Source organism: Streptomyces sp. NPDC054883 (assembly GCF_053610645.1).
Genome location: NZ_JBSGYT010000013.1, coordinates 37,001 through 53,914 on the forward strand (window position 1 = coordinate 37,001; position 16,914 = coordinate 53,914).

The 16,914-nt window shown below is 68.4% G+C and carries 15 protein-coding genes; 8 read left to right on the forward strand and 7 right to left on the reverse strand.

Going from position 1 to position 16,914, the window contains the following annotated elements:
• Positions 1 to 95: 95 nt before the first annotated feature.
• Positions 96 to 1,178 carry an inositol-3-phosphate synthase gene (locus ACWGH1_RS12455; RefSeq protein WP_453353737.1) on the reverse strand — a complete coding sequence of 361 codons (1,083 nt, stop codon included), beginning with the start codon at positions 1,176 to 1,178 and terminating at the stop codon, positions 96 to 98.
• Between the two features lie 49 nt (positions 1,179 to 1,227).
• A complete protein-coding gene (locus ACWGH1_RS12460) occupies positions 1,228 to 1,830 on the reverse strand; it encodes a helix-turn-helix transcriptional regulator (RefSeq protein ID WP_453353736.1) in 603 nt (200 codons plus the stop codon).
• Between the two features lie 272 nt (positions 1,831 to 2,102).
• On the opposite strand from ACWGH1_RS12460, the gene ACWGH1_RS12465 reads away from it, so the two are divergent.
• Positions 2,103 to 4,688: a transglycosylase domain-containing protein gene (locus tag ACWGH1_RS12465; RefSeq protein ID WP_453353735.1), complete on the forward strand. Its 2,586-nt coding sequence runs from the start codon at positions 2,103 to 2,105 to the stop codon at positions 4,686 to 4,688.
• 86 nt (positions 4,689 to 4,774) lie between these two features.
• Entirely contained in the window at positions 4,775 to 6,235 is a 1,461-nt protein-coding gene (locus tag ACWGH1_RS12470) for a glycosyltransferase family 87 protein (RefSeq protein WP_453353734.1), read from the forward strand.
• A 6-nt stretch (positions 6,236 to 6,241) separates the two neighbouring features.
• Here the strand turns inward: ACWGH1_RS12470 and ACWGH1_RS12475 are convergent, their stop codons facing one another.
• From ACWGH1_RS12475 to ACWGH1_RS12485, 3 genes are all read right to left on the reverse strand, one after another.
• Positions 6,242 to 7,273, reverse strand: a complete 1,032-nt coding sequence (locus tag ACWGH1_RS12475; RefSeq protein WP_329196691.1) for an alanine racemase — start codon at positions 7,271 to 7,273, stop codon at positions 6,242 to 6,244.
• Between the two features lie 71 nt (positions 7,274 to 7,344).
• On the reverse strand, positions 7,345 to 8,463 hold the full coding sequence (locus ACWGH1_RS12480; RefSeq protein ID WP_190185563.1) for a lipid II:glycine glycyltransferase FemX: 1,119 nt from the start codon (positions 8,461 to 8,463) through the stop codon (positions 7,345 to 7,347).
• A gap of 130 nt (positions 8,464 to 8,593) precedes the next feature.
• Complete coding sequence (locus tag ACWGH1_RS12485) at positions 8,594 to 8,908, reverse strand: hypothetical protein (protein ID WP_453353733.1); 315 nt, start codon at positions 8,906 to 8,908, stop codon at positions 8,594 to 8,596.
• A 249-nt stretch (positions 8,909 to 9,157) separates the two neighbouring features.
• On the opposite strand from ACWGH1_RS12485, the gene rpsF reads away from it, so the two are divergent.
• The 4 genes from rpsF to rplI all read left to right on the forward strand — a co-directional run bounded on the left by rpsF (position 9,158) and on the right by rplI (position 10,865).
• Positions 9,158 to 9,448: a 30S ribosomal protein S6 gene (rpsF, locus tag ACWGH1_RS12490; protein ID WP_004950685.1), complete on the forward strand. Its 291-nt coding sequence runs from the start codon at positions 9,158 to 9,160 to the stop codon at positions 9,446 to 9,448.
• Positions 9,449 to 9,520: 72 nt separating this feature from the next.
• A complete protein-coding gene (locus ACWGH1_RS12495) occupies positions 9,521 to 10,120 on the forward strand; it encodes a single-stranded DNA-binding protein (RefSeq protein ID WP_190185561.1) in 600 nt (199 codons plus the stop codon).
• Between the two features lie 43 nt (positions 10,121 to 10,163).
• Positions 10,164 to 10,400, forward strand: a complete 237-nt coding sequence (rpsR, locus tag ACWGH1_RS12500) for a 30S ribosomal protein S18 (protein WP_005315025.1) — start codon at positions 10,164 to 10,166, stop codon at positions 10,398 to 10,400.
• Between the two features lie 18 nt (positions 10,401 to 10,418).
• The gene (rplI, locus tag ACWGH1_RS12505) at positions 10,419 to 10,865 is read left to right on the forward strand and encodes a 50S ribosomal protein L9 (RefSeq protein ID WP_361312876.1); all 447 of its coding nucleotides are present in this window, start codon (positions 10,419 to 10,421) and stop codon (positions 10,863 to 10,865) included.
• A 151-nt stretch (positions 10,866 to 11,016) separates the two neighbouring features.
• Here rplI and ACWGH1_RS12510 read toward each other — a convergent pair whose 3' ends face one another.
• Positions 11,017 to 12,354, reverse strand: coding sequence for an MATE family efflux transporter (locus ACWGH1_RS12510; protein WP_453351846.1), 1,338 nt, complete (start codon positions 12,352 to 12,354; stop codon positions 11,017 to 11,019).
• Between the two features lie 452 nt (positions 12,355 to 12,806).
• Here ACWGH1_RS12510 and dnaB point away from each other — a divergent pair, with 452 nt between their 5' ends.
• Positions 12,807 to 14,270: a replicative DNA helicase gene (dnaB, locus tag ACWGH1_RS12515; protein ID WP_361312984.1), complete on the forward strand. Its 1,464-nt coding sequence runs from the start codon at positions 12,807 to 12,809 to the stop codon at positions 14,268 to 14,270.
• Positions 14,271 to 14,279: 9 nt separating this feature from the next.
• Entirely contained in the window at positions 14,280 to 15,668 is a 1,389-nt protein-coding gene (locus ACWGH1_RS12520; protein ID WP_453351845.1) for a serine hydrolase domain-containing protein, read from the forward strand.
• 20 nt (positions 15,669 to 15,688) lie between these two features.
• Here ACWGH1_RS12520 and ACWGH1_RS12525 read toward each other — a convergent pair whose 3' ends face one another.
• Complete coding sequence (locus ACWGH1_RS12525; RefSeq protein ID WP_453351844.1) at positions 15,689 to 16,864, reverse strand: winged helix DNA-binding domain-containing protein; 1,176 nt, start codon at positions 16,862 to 16,864, stop codon at positions 15,689 to 15,691.
• Positions 16,865 to 16,914: the final 50 nt, after the last annotated feature.

The following is a 16,914-nucleotide window of genomic DNA, read 5'->3' on the forward strand; positions in this document are numbered from 1 at the left end:
CGGGGACCCTCGGCGGAAGAACAGTCGAAGTCCAGGTGTCCGAACGGCCTTGACCTTCGCGTGTTTCCTTGTGGAGCGCGTCGAGCCGGAGCTGTTTAGCGCTCGACCTCGCCCTTGATGAACTTCTCGACGTTGGCGTAGGCCTCGTCGTCGAAGTACTGGACCGGCGGGGACTTCATGAAGTAGCTCGACGCCGACAGGATCGGACCACCGATGCCGCGGTCCTTCGCGATCTTGGCGGCGCGCAGGGCGTCGATGATGACACCGGCCGAGTTCGGGGAGTCCCACACCTCGAGCTTGTACTCGAGGTTGAGCGGGACATCGCCGAAGGCACGGCCCTCGAGGCGGACGTAGGCCCACTTGCGGTCGTCGAGCCACGCGACGTAGTCGGAGGGGCCGATGTGGACGTTCTTCTCGCCGAGGTCACGGTCGGGGATCTGCGAGGTGACGGCCTGCGTCTTGGAGATCTTCTTCGACTCGAGGCGGTCGCGCTCGAGCATGTTCTTGAAGTCCATGTTGCCGCCGACGTTGAGCTGCATGGTGCGCTCAAGACGGACACCGCGGTCCTCGAACAGCTTGGCCATCACACGGTGTGTGATGGTTGCGCCGACCTGGGACTTGATGTCGTCACCGATGATCGGGACACCGGCCTCGGTGAACTTGTCCGCCCACTCCTTGGTGCCGGCGATGAAGACCGGGAGGGCGTTGACGAAGGCGACCTTGGCGTCGATGGCGCACTGGGCGTAGAACTTCGCCGCCTCCTCGGAGCCGACGGGCAGGTAGCAGACCAGAACGTCGACCTGTCGGTCCTTGAGGATCTGGACCACGTCGACCGGAGCCTCGGCGGACTCCTCAATGGTCATGCGGTAGTACTTGCCCAGGCCGTCCAGGGTGTGGCCGCGCTGCACGGTGACGCCCGCGTTCGGGACGTCACAGATCTTGATGGTGTTGTTCTCGCTGGCGCCGATGGCGTCCGAGAGGTCGAGGCCGACCTTCTTCGCGTCGACGTCGAACGCGGCGACGAACTCGACGTCACCCACGTGGTAGTCGCCGAACTGGACGTGCATCAGACCGGGGACCTTGGCCGCCGGGTCGGCGTCCTTGTAGTACTCGACGCCCTGCACCAGCGAGGCGGCGCAGTTGCCCACGCCGACGATGGCTACGCGAACCGAACCCATTCCGGTTGCTCCCTGTTTGTTCTCGGACGAGGCCTGCGAGGTGCAGGCCTCACTTTGTCGTTTCGTCGGACGGACCGGGTCTTCTCTGATCCCGTCCCGCCCGCTCGCTCTCGATGAGCTCGTTCAGCCAGCGCACTTCGCGCTCCACGGATTCCATTCCGTGCCGCTGCAGCTCAAGGGTGTAGTCGTCGAGCCGCTCCCGAGTGCGCGCGAGCGAGGCGCGCATCTTCTCCAGACGCTCTTCCAGGCGGCTGCGGCGGCCCTCCAGCACTCGCATGCGCACTTCTCGCTCGGTCTGACCGAAGAAGGCGAACCGGGCGGCGAAGGACTCGTCTTCCCAGGTATCGGGGCCGGTGTGGGAGAGGAGCTCCTCGAAGTGATCCTTACCCGCGGCCGTCAACCGGTAGACGATCTTGGCGCGGCGCCCCGCGAGTGAGGCGGCGAGAGCGTCTTCCGGGGCGTTGCCCGGCTCTTCGATCAACCAGCCGTTGGCGACCAGCGTCTTGAGGCACGGGTAGAGCGTCCCGTAACTGAACGCCCTGAAGACCCCCAGGGAGGTGTTGAGCCGCTTGCGAAGCTCGTAACCGTGCATGGGGGACTCGCGGAGCAGGCCGAGGACGGCGAACTCGAGGATGCCTGAGCGCCTGCTCATCCGCCTGCCTCTCTGCTGGCTCCGAGTTTATGTCGAGCTGATGTATCGACTCGATACATCCAGACGATAGAGCGGGCGGCCCGTGGCGACAAGGGGTGAGGTGGTGACCGGCATCACATCACCAATTCGTACGATGCAAGTTGCCTGATTTGGGGTGAACTTCGGCACTCATTGGGTTTTGACCCTGCGTACTCTTTGCCGCATGACACCGGGGGAACCGGAATGTAACCGCCGCTTCCAGGCCACTCGCCTGCCCGAGGAGTAGTCGTTCGATGAGCGAGCACCGCCGCAAACCGCCGCAGCAGCCCCAAGGCGGCGGGCGCGCCGCGCCCCGCCGTGCTGCCCAGCAGCGCCCGGGCCGCGGCGCCGCGGCCGGACGTGACGTCCCCATGGCCTCACGCAGCGGCCCGCACGCGGGCCCCCAGCCCTCCCAGGGCAGCAGGGCAGACGCGCGCAGAGCCACCCAGAGAGGGTCTGCGGTCCGTGGGCGCGCGGGAGGCCAGGGACGGCCGGACAAGCGGCTCGTCAACTACCCGCGCTCGGACAAGGACGGCTGGCAGCGCTTCATGCCGTCGTGGAAGCTGGTGTCCGGCACCGTCTTCGGCTTCTTCGCAGTGATCATCGCCGGCGCCGGCATCGGTATCGCCATGGTCAACACTCCTGACGCGAACAAGGCGGCGAAGGCGCAGAACAACGTCTTCTACTGGGCGGACGGCACCCAGATGGTGGCCACCGGCGGTTCGATGAACCGCCAGATCGTGCCCATCGACAAGATCCCCCTCTCGATGCGCAACGCCGTGATCGCGGCTGAGAACGAGAGCTTCGAGACGGACAAGGGCGTCGACCCGATGGGCATCGCCCGCGCCGTGGTGAACATGGCCAAGGGCGGCTCCACCCAGGGCGGGTCGACCATCACCCAGCAGTACGTCAAGAACACCTACCTCGACTCCGACCAGACGCTCAAGCGGAAGGTGACCGAGCTCTTCATCGCCATAAAGCTCGGAGTCTCGGAGGAGAAGGACACCGTCCTCGCGGGCTACCTCAATACCGCGTACTACGGCCGGGACGCCTACGGCATCCAGGCCGCGGCGCGCGCGTACTTCGGCAAGGACAGCGAGAAGCTGGACCCCTCGGAGAGCGCGTTCCTGGCCTCGATGCTCAAGGGGCCCAACCTCTACAACCCGGACGGCGGCATCGGCTCGGCGGCCACGCCGGAGCTCAACGAGAAGCGGGCCCGTCAGCGCTGGGCGTGGGTGCTGGACCGTGAGGTCGCGGTGGGCCGGATGGACCCGACCGAGCGGGCCAAGTACACGCAGTTCCCCGAGCGCATCGAAGCCGAGCAGGTCCGCAGCCTTTCCGGGCAGACCGGCTACCTGGTCGAGACGGCCAAGCAGTACGTCGCGAAGACCTTGCACATCAGTGCCGACGACTTGGCCCGCGGTGGCTACCAGATCCACACCACCTTCGAGAAGCCGAAGGTGGACGCCCTGGCGAAATCCGTCGAGGACACCCGCAACGGGTTCATCGACGAGAAGGCCCGGCCCCTGACCGACACCTTCGTCCAGTTCGGCGCCGCTTCCGTGGACGTGAACACCGGCGCGATCGTGGCCCTGTACGGCGGCCCGGGCATGGACAAGAAGTACTTCAACAACAACGCCAACACCAGCGGCGTGCCGGTCGGCTCGACCTGGAAGCCGTACGTGCTGGCGGCGGCGATGGAGTACGGCACCAAGAAGTCGAAGGGCGAGGGCATCTCGGCGGCCAGCAAGTACATGGCCAACGACATGACGGTGATCAACGACCGGGACGGCAAGCCGCTGCTCGGCGCGGGCGGCGCGCCGTTCAAGCAGAAGAACGAGAGCGACCGCGCCTACGGCTACGTGACGCTGAACGAGGCGATGGAGAAGTCCATCAACGTGCCCTTCGCCCAGCTCGTCTTCGACGTCGGGCACACCAAGGTCCGGGAGGTGGCGGCGTCGACCGGCATTCTCAAGGATTCCATGGACCCGAACGACAACGCCTCGTTCGCCCTCGGTACCTCCACCCCCAGCGCCATCCGGATGGCTGACTCCTACGCCACCTTCGCGGCGTCGGGGACCCATCACGAGCCCTTCTCGGTCACCAAGGTCGAGAAGAACGGCACGGACCTGCCGGGGTTCGAGGCCCCCAAGGCGCAGCGCGCCATGGACGACTCGATCGCGGACAACATCACCAAGGTGCTCAGGAACGTCGTCGAGAGCCCCGAGGGCACGGGTAACAAGGCGAAGAAGCTGGGGCGGCCGGTGGCCGGCAAGACCGGTACGACCGACAAGAACAAGTCGGCCTGGTTCGTCGGCTACACCCCGGAGCTGTCCACCGCGGTCACCCTGTTCCGCAGCGACCCGAGCAAGCCGGACCAAGGACTGCAGTCCATGAACGGCGTGGGCAACATCGACTCGATCCACGGTGGTGACATTCCGGCCGCCATCTGGACCGAGTACATGAAGGACGCGCTCAAGGGCAAGCCGGTGAAGGACTTCCCGGAGGCCGAGGACATCGGCGTCGTAGCGGACGCCCCGGGAGCCCCCACTCCCACTCCGCCGGCGCCCTCGCCCTCTCCCTCCGCGTCCCAGGCATCGCCCTCGGCGAGCCCCTCCACGTCGGGGTCCCCCTCTCCCTCGCAGAGCGGCAAGCCGACCTGCAAGCCGTGGAAGCTGTGCCCGCCGGACACCAGCGGGGGCACCGATACGGGCACCAGCACCGGCGTCGACGGCGGACCGGCGGGCGGTACCTCCGGGTCGCCGTCGCCCCCGGCCAGCGGCAAACCGGGCCGCCCGGGCGGCACCAGCTGGGGCACCAGTCTCGGCACCGGAGGCTGATTCCCTCCCCGCCCCGCTCGACGAGGGCCGTCGCACCTGTGCGGCGGCCCTCGTGCGTGCCCGGCGCGGTACGGCAGGATGAGCCCATGACCAAGGTGCACGAGGACCGGCCCGTTCTGCCGACCCAGCAGGACGAGGTCGCCGCCGCCGGCAGCGAGCTCATCGGCGGCCCGTTCGGCCGCCGTGCTCGGCTGGGCGGCCACTGGCTGAGCCCTGTCCGCGTCGTGGTCCTCGTCGCACTCGGCATGTTCGCGCTCGGCATGGTCCAGAAGGTGCCGTGCTACGACTGGGCGTGGTTCCGGGGGGCCGGCTCCCAGTACACCCACGCCTGCTACTCCGACATCCCGCACCTGTACGTGGTGCGCGGCTTCGCCGACGGCCTCACCCCCTACTGGGACCGGCTCCCGGGCGACATGGAGTATCTGGAATACCCGGTGCTCACCGGGCTCTTCATGCAGATCGCCTCCTGGATGACCCCCGGCAGCGGCTCGATGCAGCACCGCGAGCAGATGTACTGGATGGTCAACGCGGGAATGCTGATGGTCTGTGCCGCCGTCATCGCCGTGTGCGTCGCCCGCACCCACCGCCGGCGGCCGTGGGACGCCCTGCTGCTGGCCCTCGCCCCCGCCTTCGCGCTCACCGCGACGATCAACTGGGACCTGCTGGCCCTCGCCCTGACCGCCGTCGCGATGCTGATGTGGTCCCGCGGACGCACGGTGCTCTTCGGCGTCTTCGTCGGGCTGGCCACCGCGGCCAAGCTCTATCCGGTCCTGCTGCTCGGGGTGCTCTTCGTCCTCTGTCTGAGGGCCGGTAAGTGGCGGGCGTTCGGTGCCGCCGCGGCGGGCGCGGCCGGTGCGTGGCTCGTGGTGAACCTGCCCGTCATGGTCTTCGCCTGGGACGGCTGGAAGAAGTTCTACACCTTCAGCCAGGAACGGCCCATCGACTTCGGTTCGGTGTGGTTGCTGATCTCCCAGCGGTCGGGGAACCCTCTGACCGGCGCGAACACCTACGCCACCTGCCTGACGCTGCTGCTGTGTGCCGGCATCGGTCTGCTCACCCTCAAGGCACCCCGCAGGCCGCGCTTCGCGCAGCTGGCCTTCCTGGTCGTCGCGGCCTTCATCCTGGCCAACAAGGTGTATTCGCCGCAGTACGTGCTGTGGCTCGTCCCCCTCGCCGCGCTCGCCCGGCCGCGCTGGCGGGACTTCCTGATCTGGCAGGCCGGTGAGGTCCTGTACTTCCTCGGGATCTGGTTCTACCTCGCCTACACGACCAGTGGCGAAAAGCACCAGGGCCTGCCGGTCGAGGGATACCAGCTGGCGATCGCCCTGCACCTGCTGGCCACCCTCTACCTGTGCGCGGTGGTCGTTCGGGACGTCCTGCTGCCCGAGCGTGACGTCGTACGGCGCGACGGCTCCGACGACCCGTCCGGCGGGGTCCTGGACGGGGCGCCTGACGTCTTCACGCTGTCCAACGCCGTGAGGGCGCCGCATGACGCGACGCCCCCGGAGGCACAACGAGTGGAGTGGGGCCTCGGCCCCCGGCACTGAGCCGACTCAGGCGTCGACCACCCGGTCGAACTGGGTGGTGGTGTGGCGCAGGTGCGCCACCAACTCGTCACCGACCTTCGGCTCCGTCGCGTCGGAGGGCACGAACAGGATCGACACCTGCATGTGCGGGGGCTCCGCGAACCAGCGCTGCTTGCCGGCCCAGACGAACGGCGACAGGTTCCGGTTCACGGTCGCCAGGCCGGCCCGTGCGACGCCCTTGGCGCGTGGCATGACCCCGTGCAGGGCCTTGGGGGCCTCCAGACCCACCCCGTGCGAGGTACCGCCGGCGACCACGACGAGCCAGCCGTCGGAGGCGGCCTTCTGCTGGCGGTAACCGAACCGGTCCCCCTTGGCCACGCGCGTGACGTCCAGGACGGCACCGCGGTACTGGGTCGCCTCGTGGTCGCCCAGCCACAGCCGGGTGCCGATGCGGGCCCTGAACCGGGTCTGCGGGAACTGCTGCTGGAGCCGGGCCAGCTCCTCGGCCCGCAGGTGGCTGACGAACATGGTGTGCAGCGGAAGCCGCGCCGCGCGCAGCCGGTCCATCCAGCCGATGACCTCCTCGACGGCGTCGGAGCCGTCCGGGCGGTCAAGCGGCAGGTGCAGGGCGAAGCCCTCCAGGCGTACGTCCTCGATCGCCGACTGGAGCTGGCCCAGGTCCTGCTCCGAGACACCGTGGCGGCGCATCGAGCTCATGCACTCGATGACGACGCGGGCGCCGACCAGACCGCGGACCCCGTCCACCGAGGACACCGACCTGATGACCCGGTCCGGCAGCGGGACCGGCTCCTCGCCCCGCCGGAACGGGGTGAGGACGAGCAGGTCACCGCCGAACCAGTCCTTGATGCTCGCGGCCTCGTACGTCGTGCCGACGGCCAGGATGTCGGCGCCCATCCGGGTCGCCTCCTCGCACAGCCGCTCGTGGCCGAAGCCGTAGCCGTTGCCCTTGCAGACCGGGATCAACCCGGGGAACTGGTCCGCGATCTGCTTCTGGTGCGCACGCCAGCGCGCGGTGTCGACGTAGAGCGTGAGCGCCATGCCCGTCCGGAACCTCTCCGATAAGCCGCTGGGTGCGGCGGTGCTGTGTATATAGATGGGGCGGAATGCCGTCAGCGGCGCGACATGTAGATGTCGAGCGCCTTGTGCAGCACCTTGTTCAGCGGGAAGTCCCACTCGCCCACGTACTCGACCGCCTCGCCGCCGGTGCCGACCTTGAACTGGATCAGACCGAACAGGTGATCGTTCTCGTCCAGGGTGTCACTGATTCCGCGCAGGTCGTAGACGCTGGCACCGAGCGCGTACGAGTCGCGCAGCATGCGCCACTGCATCGCGTTCGAGGGGCGGACCTCCCGCTTGTGGTTGGCGGAGGCACCGTAGGAGTACCAGACGTGCTGGCCGACCGTGAGCATCGTGGCGGCGGCCAGCGGCTCGCCTTCATGCGTGGCGATGTACAGCCGCATGCGGTTCGGATCCTCGGAGTTGAGGGCCGTCCACTGGCGCTGGAAGTAACTGAGCGGGCGCGGGCGGAACTTGTCGCGCTCGGCCGTGATCTCGTACAGGTGCTGCCAGGTCGGCAGGTCGTCGTAGCCGCCCTGGACCACCTCGACACCGGCCTTCTCGGCCTTCTTGATGTTGCGGCGCCACAGCTGGTTGAAGCCCTTGAGGACGTCGTCCAGCGAGCGGTTGGCCAGCGGGACCTGGAAGACGTAGCGCGGCTGGACGTCTCCGAAGCCGGCGCCGCCGTCCTCGGCCTGCTGCCAGCCCATCCGGCGCAGCTTGTCGGACACCTCGAAGGCCCGGGGCTCGATGACCGAGGCCTCCACGTCCCGCAGGCGCTTGACGTCGGGGTCCTGGATACCGGCCTTGATGGCGGCCGCGTTCCAGCGGCGGATGACGACGGGCGGACCCATCTTCACCGTGAAGGCGCCCTGCTGCTTGAGGTGGGCCAGCATCGGCTGGAGCCACTCCTCCAGGTTCGGGGCGAACCAGTTGATGACAGGGCCTTCGGGCAGGTACGCCAGGTACCGCTTCACCTTGGGCAGCTGGCGGTACAACACGAGCGCGGCACCGACGAGTTCGCCGGACGCGTCGAACCAACCGAGGTTCTCCGAACGCCACTCGTTCTTGACGTCGGCCCACGCCGGGACCTGGCAGTGGCTAGCCGAGGGCAGGCTCTGGAGGTAACCCAGATGCTGCTCTCGGCTGATGGTCCTCAGGGACAGGCTCATGCGGGGTGCTCCTCCGGCGGCTTCGCTGGCTATGGCGCGAAGCCTACTGCGACGGGGGCGCCACCCTTATGGGGGACGGGCCGGGCCCGGGCCGTTGGCGGCCGGAGCCCCCCTCGCGGAGGTACCCCGGTCAGCCGGCCCAGCCGCCGAAGAGGCCGCCGTGCGCCATGCCGAGGTAGAAGCCCACGCCCGAGGCGCCAAGCCCGATGATCAGTGCGAAGCGCTCGCGCGTCGTCTCCGAGATGAACTGTCCGTACGCGCCGGTCAGGATCCCGATCAGCCCCGTCCACGAGCTGAGCAGGTGCAGGTTGTCGAAGAACCCCGTGACGAACGCCACGGTGCCGAGGACCAGCGTGACCGCCATCAGGGTGTCCTGGAGCGGGTGGGGCTTGCCGTCGGTCGCGAAGAGCGAGATGGAGGACTGAGGTCGCATTGCCTGTGCCATCGGAAGGCACCTCCTGGCTGCCGCAGAGCGGTGTCACGGGCCGCCTCCGGGGAGCCGGGGGCATAGCACCGTGCACACCCGTTGGATACAGAGTGTGGCCTTCTCCTGCCGGATTTCAACCGGAAGGAGTCGAGCAGGTAGTCTGTACGGTCTGCGCGGTGTCTGCTCTGCGGACGCCGTGCGCACGCATCACGACCCTCCTGCCACGGAACGACCGTGGCCGCTGAGTCCAAAGGAGGTGGGTTCCACATGCGTCACTACGAAGTGATGGTCATCCTCGACCCCGATCTCGAGGAGCGCGCTGTCTCCCCGCTGATCGAGAACTTCCTCTCCGTCGTCCGTGAGGGCAACGGAAAGGTCGAGAAGGTCGACACCTGGGGCCGTCGTCGTCTCGCTTACGAGATCAAGAAGAAGCCCGAGGGCATCTACTCGGTCATCGACCTTCAGGCCGAGCCTGCGGTCGTCAAGGAGCTTGACCGACAGATGAACCTGAACGAGTCGGTTCTCCGGACCAAGGTCCTTCGCCCCGAGACCCACTGAACTTCGGTTCAGCGGTAATCGGGACCGAGTAGCACAGCAGCCCAGCAGCAATCCCCGCCGAGAGGTTCATCCATGGCAGGCGAGACCGTCATCACGGTCGTCGGCAATCTCGTCGACGACCCCGAGCTGCGCTTCACCCCCTCGGGTGCGGCGGTCGCGAAGTTCCGTGTCGCGTCCACCCCCCGCACCTTCGACCGTCAGACCAATGAGTGGAAGGACGGCGAGAGCCTGTTCCTGACCTGCTCGGTGTGGCGGCAGGCGGCGGAGAACGTCGCCGAGTCCCTCCAGCGAGGCATGCGCGTCATCGTGCAGGGCCGGCTGAGGCAGCGGTCGTACGAGGACCGTGAGGGTGTCAAGCGCACGGTCTACGAGCTGGACGTCGAGGAAGTCGGCCCCAGCTTGAAGAACGCCACGGCCAAGGTCGCCAAGACCACGGGTCGCGGTGGCCAGGGTGGGTACGGCGGCGGTCAGCCGCAGGCCGGCGGCGGCAACTGGGGCGGAGCCCCCAGTGGTGGCGCGCCCCAGGGCGGCGGAGCTCCCTCCGACGACCCGTGGGCGTCCAGCGCGCCGGCCGGTGGCCAGCAGCAGGGCGGCGGCGGGGGTGGCTGGGGCGGAAGCTCCGGCGGCTCCGGCGGCTCCGGCGGTGGCTACTCGGACGAGCCGCCCTTCTAGGGCAGCTCGCATCCCCACTTCTTGATCACACAGGAGAGACACAATGGCGAAGCCGCCTGTGCGCAAGCCTAAGAAGAAGGTCTGCGCGTTCTGCAAGGACAAGACCGCGTACGTGGACTACAAGGACACGAACATGCTGCGGAAGTTCATTTCCGACCGTGGCAAGATCCGTGCCCGCCGCGTTACCGGCAACTGCACGCAGCACCAGCGTGACGTCGCCACGGCCGTGAAGAACAGCCGTGAGATGGCGCTGCTGCCCTACACGTCCACCGCGCGATAAGGAAAGGGTGACCGACTAATGAAGATCATCCTGACCCACGAGGTCAATGGCCTCGGTGCCGCTGGCGACGTCGTCGACGTCAAGGACGGGTACGCCCGCAACTACCTGATCCCGCGTCGCTTTGCGATCCGCTGGACCAAGGGTGGCGAGCAGGACGTGGCGCAGATCCGCCGCGCCCGCAAGATCCACGAGATCGCGACCATCGAGCAGGCCAATGAGATCAAGGCCAAGCTCGAAGGCGTGAAGGTGCGCCTGGCCACCCGCTCGGGTGACGCCGGCCGTCTCTTCGGTTCCGTCACGCAGTCCGACATCGCTTCGGCGATCGAGGCTTCCGGTGGCCCGAAGGTCGACAAGCGCCGCGTTGAGCTCGGCTCGCCGATCAAGACCCTCGGTTCGTACCAGGTCTCCGTGCGTCTGCACGCCGATGTCCTGGCGAACGTGGGCGTCGAGGTCGTCGCCGCCTAAGTGCTGCGCATGAAGGGCCGCACCCCAACGGGGTGCGGCCCTTCGTCGTTGCTCGGCACCGGCTGGTGTCCGTGGTCGGCTGTTTCACGTGAAACATGCTGTTTCACGTGAAACGGTGCGAGGTTTCACGTGAAACGAGACTCCGGCCGCGTCAGCGGGTCGCACCGGCCACCAGCCACCGGCCCGAGCGGGCGCGCAGCTGGAGGGTTGCCATACGGACCACCATCATCAGGGTCATGGCCCCCCAGAGGGCGGTCAGGCCCTCTCCCAGGCTGGGCAGGAGCAGCGCCGCCGGGGCGAACACGGCGAGAGTCACAAGCATGGCCCAGGCGAGGTAGCGGCCGTCGCCCGCACCCATCAGGACTCCGTCGAGCACGAAAACGATGCCGCAGACCGGTTGGGAAACGGCGAGTACCAGCAGGGCGGGTAGCAGCGTGTCCTCTACCACTGGATCGCTGGTGAAGAGCGGTACGAAGACGGGCCGTGCCAGGACGACGAGCAGACCCAGCACGAGGCCGCCGACGATCCCCCACCGCACCATTCGCCGGCACAGGGCCTTGGCTCCTTCGGTGTCCCCCGCCCCCAGATAGCGGCCGATGATGGCTTGTCCGGCGATCGCGATCGCGTCCAGCGCGAAGGCGAGCAGGGTCCACAGCGAAAGCAGGATCTGGTGGGCGGCGATGTCCGCGTCGCCCAACCGGGCGGCTACGGCCGTCGCGATCATCAGAATGGCGCGCAGGGACAGCGTGCGGACCAGGAGCGGCGCGCCGGCCTGGGCACAGGCCCGGATGCCTGCCGTATCGGGCCACAGCGTGGCGCCGTGCCGACGTGCGCCGCGGACGACCACGGCAAGGTAGACGGCGGCCATCGCGCATTGGGCGACGACAGTTCCCCACGCGGACCCGGCGATGCCGAGACCGGCGCCATAGACCAGCGCCACGTTCAGGGCCCCGTTGAGGGCGAAGCCGCCGATGGCGACATAGAGCGGAGTGCGCGTGTCCTGGAGACCCCGGATGACACCGGTGGCGGCCAGCACCATGAGCATGGCCGGAATGCCCAGGGCGGAGATCCTCAGATAGGTGACCGCGAAAGGGGCGACGGTGTCGGAGGCTCCGAAGAGGGATATCAGCCACGGCGCGGTGGGCAGGACGACGGCAACCACGGCAGCACCGAGCAGCAGCGCCAGCCAGATTCCGTCCATTCCCTGGCGGATGGCGGCCTGGAGGTCACCCGCGCCGACCCGGCGGGCGACGGCTGCGGTGGTGGCGTAGGCGAGGAAGACGAAGACACTCACCGAAGTGGTGAGCAGGGCGGCTGCGACGCCCAGGCCGGCCAGCTGAGGGGTGCCGAGGTGCCCGACGATGGCGCTGTCAGCCATCACGAAGAGCGGTTCGGCGACGAGCGCGCCGAAGGCCGGCAGGGCGAGGGCGAAGATCTCGCGGTCGTGCCGTCTCGCGCTCGCTTCCGGAGCTGTGGGGGCCAGTTTCATACGCTCAATCTAATCTTCCACAGGTAATGGACGCAAGGCGGCTGGGATCCTTACTTGGCCGCTGACTTGGGAGTTCTCCGCACCCCTTTGGAGGCGATCTTGAGCCAGTGGCCAAGAATTTTCTCCCCCACAGCCTGAGGAAGGAAAAATTGCAGGTCAGCGGGGTGTTCAGGGTGGTCAGGTGATTTTGTCCACAACGTCGTCCCCCGGTCCGTGCACAGCTTCGAGGGAGTTACCCACAGCATTGGCGCCGTCGTCCACATCTCATCCACACAGCCTGTGGATAACAAGATTGGCTGACGTCGTCCGCGGCCCTACCGTTGTGCGTTGCCCCGATGCGCCGACAGCCGATCCGGGGTCCCCGAATGTCAGAGCCGTCCCCTAGAAAGAGTGGCACGGCGAGGTCCGCGTTGCGGACGGGAGGAGGCGGCCCGGTGAGTTTGACCGAGCCCATGGACGACCCCTGGGCCGACAGCGGTCCGGGAGACCGTCTGCCCGCCCGTTCCCGCCGTGGCGGTGACGGCCGCGGCCGTGGTGACGACCAGCAGGACCGGGGGCGCGAGGGCGGCTCCTGGGACGGCGGGGGCGGCGGCTTCGAGCGGGTCCCGCCTCAGGACCTCGACGCGGAGCAGTCCGTCCTCGGCGGCATGCTGCTGTCCAAGGACGCCATCGCCGACGTGGTCGAGGTGCTCAAGGGGCACGACTTCTACCGGCCGTCGCACGAGACGATCTACCAGGCCATCCTCGACCTGTACGCCAAGGGTGAGCCCGCCGACCCGATCACCGTCGGCGCCGAACTGACCCGGCGCGGAGAGATCAGCAAGGTCGGCGGCGCCGCTTACCTGCACACCCTGGTGCAGTCCGTGCCGACAGCGGCCAATGCCGAGTACTACGCGGAGATCGTCCACGAGAGAGCCGTCCTGCGCCGACTGGTCGCCGCCGGTACGAAGATCACGCAGATGGGATACGCGGCGGACGGCGACGTCGACGAGATCGTCAACAGCGCCCAAGCCGAGATCTACGCGGTCACGGAACAGCGGACGTCGGAGGACTATCTGCCGCTGGGCGACATCATGGAGGGCGCCCTCGACGAGATCGAGGCGATCGGCTCACGCAGCGGCCAGATGTCCGGCGTTCCCACGGGTTTCACCGACCTCGACTCCCTGACCAACGGCCTGCACCCCGGTCAGATGATCGTCATCGCGGCCCGCCCTGCCATGGGAAAGTCGACGCTCGCCCTGGACTTCGCCCGCGCCTGCTCCATCAAGAGCAATCTGCCCAGCGTCATCTTCTCCCTCGAAATGGGCCGCAACGAGATCGCGATGCGCCTGCTCTCGGCGGAAGCCAGGGTCGCGCTGCACCACATGCGCTCCGGCACCATGACGGACGACGACTGGACCCGGCTGGCCCGCCGTATGCCCGATGTCTCCGCCGCCCCCCTGTACATCGACGATTCGCCCAACTTGTCGATGATGGAGATCCGTGCGAAGTGCCGTCGGCTCAAGCAGCGCAACGACCTCTCGCTCGTCGTCATCGACTACCTGCAGCTGATGCAGTCCGGCGGCTCGCGCCGTCCCGAAAGCCGTCAGCAGGAAGTCTCGGACATGTCCCGAAACCTCAAGCTGCTGGCGAAGGAACTGGAGGTCCCGGTGATCGCGCTGTCCCAGCTGAACCGTGGCCCCGAGCAGCGTACGGACAAGAAGCCGATGGTCTCCGACCTGCGTGAGTCGGGCTCGATCGAGCAGGACGCCGACATGGTGATCCTGCTGCACCGTGAAGACGCGTACGAGAAGGAATCGCCCCGCGCGGGCGAGGCCGACCTGATCGTGGCCAAGCACCGTAACGGCCCTACCGCGACGATCACGGTGGCCTTCCAGGGCCATTATTCGCGGTTCGTGGACATGGCCAACACGTAGCATCCGATCATGGCTGCCGTATCTGAGGATCACCAACCGCTCCCTTCCACCCGTCGCGCGCTGCGGCACCGGATCGCCGTGGCGCAGAGCGAGGGGCGTGCGCCCTCCGTAGTCGCGGCTGTCGTGCGTGGCGGGGAGGTGGTCTGGGAAGGGTCCCGGACCTCCGTCGACGGACACGGCCCGGACGGGAACGTCCAGTACCGGATCGGCTCGATCACCAAGACGTTCACCGCCGTACTGGTGATGCGGTTGCGGGACGAAGGCCTGCTGGAACTCGGTGACCGACTGGAGAAGCACCTGCCGGGCACGGGGGCCGGTGAGGTGACCGTCCGGCAGCTGCTGGCCCACACCGGCGGGCTGGCGGCCGAGACGCCGGGCCAGTGGTGGGAGCGGACCCCGGCCGGGCTGCGGCCGGCGATCTCGGACGTGCTCGGAGACGAGCCGTTCCGTTTCGAGCCGGGCTTGCGGCACCACTACTCCAACCCGGGCTACACCCTGCTCGGTGCACTCGTCGAGGCGGTGCGCGGCAAGCCCTGGGAAGACGTGCTCCGGGCCGAGGTGCTGGAGCCGCTGGGGCTGAGCCGTACGACGGTGCGTCCGCAGGCTCCGCAGGCCGGCGGCTGGGCGGTGCACCCATGGGCGGACGTGATGATGCCCGAAGCCGTCGAGGATCTGGGAATCATGGCTGCGGCCGGTCAACTGTGGTCTACGACAAAAGATTTGGCACGGTTCGCGGCGTTCCTCGTTCGGGGTGACGCCCGCGTGCTGAGCGCCGAATCACTGCGAGAGATGCGTACACCGGCCGTCGCACCCGAGCCGGGTGCCACCGCGAACGGCTACGGACTCGGACTGCAGGTGCTGGACCACGGTGGGCGCTCGCTGACGGGGCACGGCGGATCGCTGCCCGGGTTCGTCGCGGGACTGTGGCTGAGCGAGGCGGACGACGTGGCAGCGGTGGTCCTGGCGAACTGCACCTCGGGACTGCCCGCCACGACGGTCGCCGTGGACCTGGTCACCATCGTGGCGGAGGCCGAGCCGCGCATCCCCGAGCCGTGGCGGCCCTTCCTCGCTTCGGATCCGGTGGCGCTCGAACTGTGCGGCCCGTGGTTCTGGGGCACGGCGGCCCAGGTGGTGCGGCTGACGTCCGACGGGCTGCTGGAGCTAGGACCGATGGGGCCGACGGGGCGCACGGCAAGGTTCCGCGCCGAGCAGGACGGCAGCTGGACGGGCCTGAACGGCTACTACGCGGGCGAGACGCTGCGCGCCGTCCGGCGGACGGACGGCTCCGTGAGCCACCTCGACCTCGGTTCGTTCGTCTTCACCAGGGAGCCGTACGACACCGGGGCCCCGGTCCCGGGCGGGGTGGACTCCCAGGGCTGGCGCGGCATCGGGCAGTAGGGGACGGCGCGGGCCGCCTCTCAGAAGACCAGCTCGCGCTCCAGCGGAGTGCGGAAGCGGGGAGTGATCCGGGCGTCCCCGATCCACTCGGCGAGGCGGGTGGCCTCGGCCGTCACTGCCCGCTCGACGGCGCCGCCCCCGCTTCCCAGCAGCCGCCAGACGATCCGGCCATCGGAGCGCTGAGCCCAACCACCGACGATCCCGCCGTTCCACCACACGGTCGGGCCGATGTTGCCGGCGTAGTCGAACAGAGCGGTCCGGTACGCCGGATTCAGGTGGAAGCCGCGGTCGGCCCAGCCCATCCCGCTGGGGTCCAACGCCGGCAGCAGCGCTGCCCAAGGCTCCGGGGCGGGAACGGGAGCGGTGTCGCCGGGGCTGACGAGGGCGGTCATGCCGTCTTCGAGGCGGACTTGTTCCGCCCCGGTGGCGGCCAGTGCACTGCGGGCGTCGGTCAGGGTCCAGCCCGTCCACCACTTGAAGTCCGCTTCGGTGGCCGGACCGTACGCGTGCAGCCAGCGGCGGGCGATTTCGGCGCGGGCCTCGGCGACGGGTACGGCCGGCCAGGGCTCGGTGTGGACCCAGCGGTACTGGCTGGAGGTCCACGCCCCGCGAGGACGGTCGCGCCGGATCCGGCCATCGGCCGCCAGGAGGCGGATGACGCGGGTCGCGACACCGGTCTCCGCCTCGTACTTCTTGCCTCGGCCCACGGTGATCTTCCGACGCAGAGCGGGCACGGCGGCTGACAGCTGGCCGCCGGTGGAAGGACCCTGAGAGTCGAGTGCGTCGAGTGCGGCCTGCTCCGCTTCGGCCAGCCAGGCGGCGTCGAGACCTTGGCCGTCCTCTTCCAGGTGCTTGAGGAGGCTCCGGCGTTCTTTGACCGCGATGGTTCGGGCCGTGGACGAGTCGACGTAGGGCGCGAGTTCGGTGGAGACGGCGAACAGGGTATTGCGCATGCTCAGCAACCGGACCAGGCCCACGTCCCCGTAGAGGGCCTGTTCGACCGTGGCGGGACCGCTTTCGGTGAGCCGTGCACGGGCGGAGAGGAACACGGTCGCGGCATCGGTGGCGTGCAGGGCGACGACGGCGTCCGCCGCCTGGGGGACGGTGGCCGCACGAGCCGAAGGAGCCAGGCAGTGGCGGCGACCGAGCCGGTGGCGGCGCTCGGCTTGTGTGATGAGAGGGAGGGTGAGACTCACCCTCCTGAGCGTAGGCCGGGCCACGGACAATGGCCCGGCTGTCGGGGGAT

Coding starts and splice junctions, on each gene's coding strand:
- ACWGH1_RS12495 (WP_190185561.1), top strand. CDS start 9,521: ATGGCAGGCGAGACCGTCATCACGGTCGTCGGCAATCTCGTCGACGAC.
- rpsF (WP_004950685.1), top strand. CDS start 9,158: ATGCGTCACTACGAAGTGATGGTCATCCTCGACCCCGATCTCGAGGAG.
- ACWGH1_RS12480 (WP_190185563.1), bottom strand. CDS start 8,463: ATGAGCCTGTCCCTGAGGACCATCAGCCGAGAGCAGCATCTGGGTTAC.
- ACWGH1_RS12470 (WP_453353734.1), top strand. CDS start 4,775: ATGACCAAGGTGCACGAGGACCGGCCCGTTCTGCCGACCCAGCAGGAC.
- ACWGH1_RS12465 (WP_453353735.1), top strand. CDS start 2,103: ATGAGCGAGCACCGCCGCAAACCGCCGCAGCAGCCCCAAGGCGGCGGG.
- dnaB (WP_361312984.1), top strand. CDS start 12,807: ATGGACGACCCCTGGGCCGACAGCGGTCCGGGAGACCGTCTGCCCGCC.
- ACWGH1_RS12475 (WP_329196691.1), bottom strand. CDS start 7,273: ATGGCGCTCACGCTCTACGTCGACACCGCGCGCTGGCGTGCGCACCAG.
- ACWGH1_RS12510 (WP_453351846.1), bottom strand. CDS start 12,354: ATGAAACTGGCCCCCACAGCTCCGGAAGCGAGCGCGAGACGGCACGAC.
- rpsR (WP_005315025.1), top strand. CDS start 10,164: ATGGCGAAGCCGCCTGTGCGCAAGCCTAAGAAGAAGGTCTGCGCGTTC.
- ACWGH1_RS12520 (WP_453351845.1), top strand. CDS start 14,280: ATGGCTGCCGTATCTGAGGATCACCAACCGCTCCCTTCCACCCGTCGC.
- ACWGH1_RS12455 (WP_453353737.1), bottom strand. CDS start 1,178: ATGGGTTCGGTTCGCGTAGCCATCGTCGGCGTGGGCAACTGCGCCGCC.
- ACWGH1_RS12485 (WP_453353733.1), bottom strand. CDS start 8,908: ATGGCACAGGCAATGCGACCTCAGTCCTCCATCTCGCTCTTCGCGACC.
- rplI (WP_361312876.1), top strand. CDS start 10,419: ATGAAGATCATCCTGACCCACGAGGTCAATGGCCTCGGTGCCGCTGGC.
- ACWGH1_RS12460 (WP_453353736.1), bottom strand. CDS start 1,830: ATGAGCAGGCGCTCAGGCATCCTCGAGTTCGCCGTCCTCGGCCTGCTC.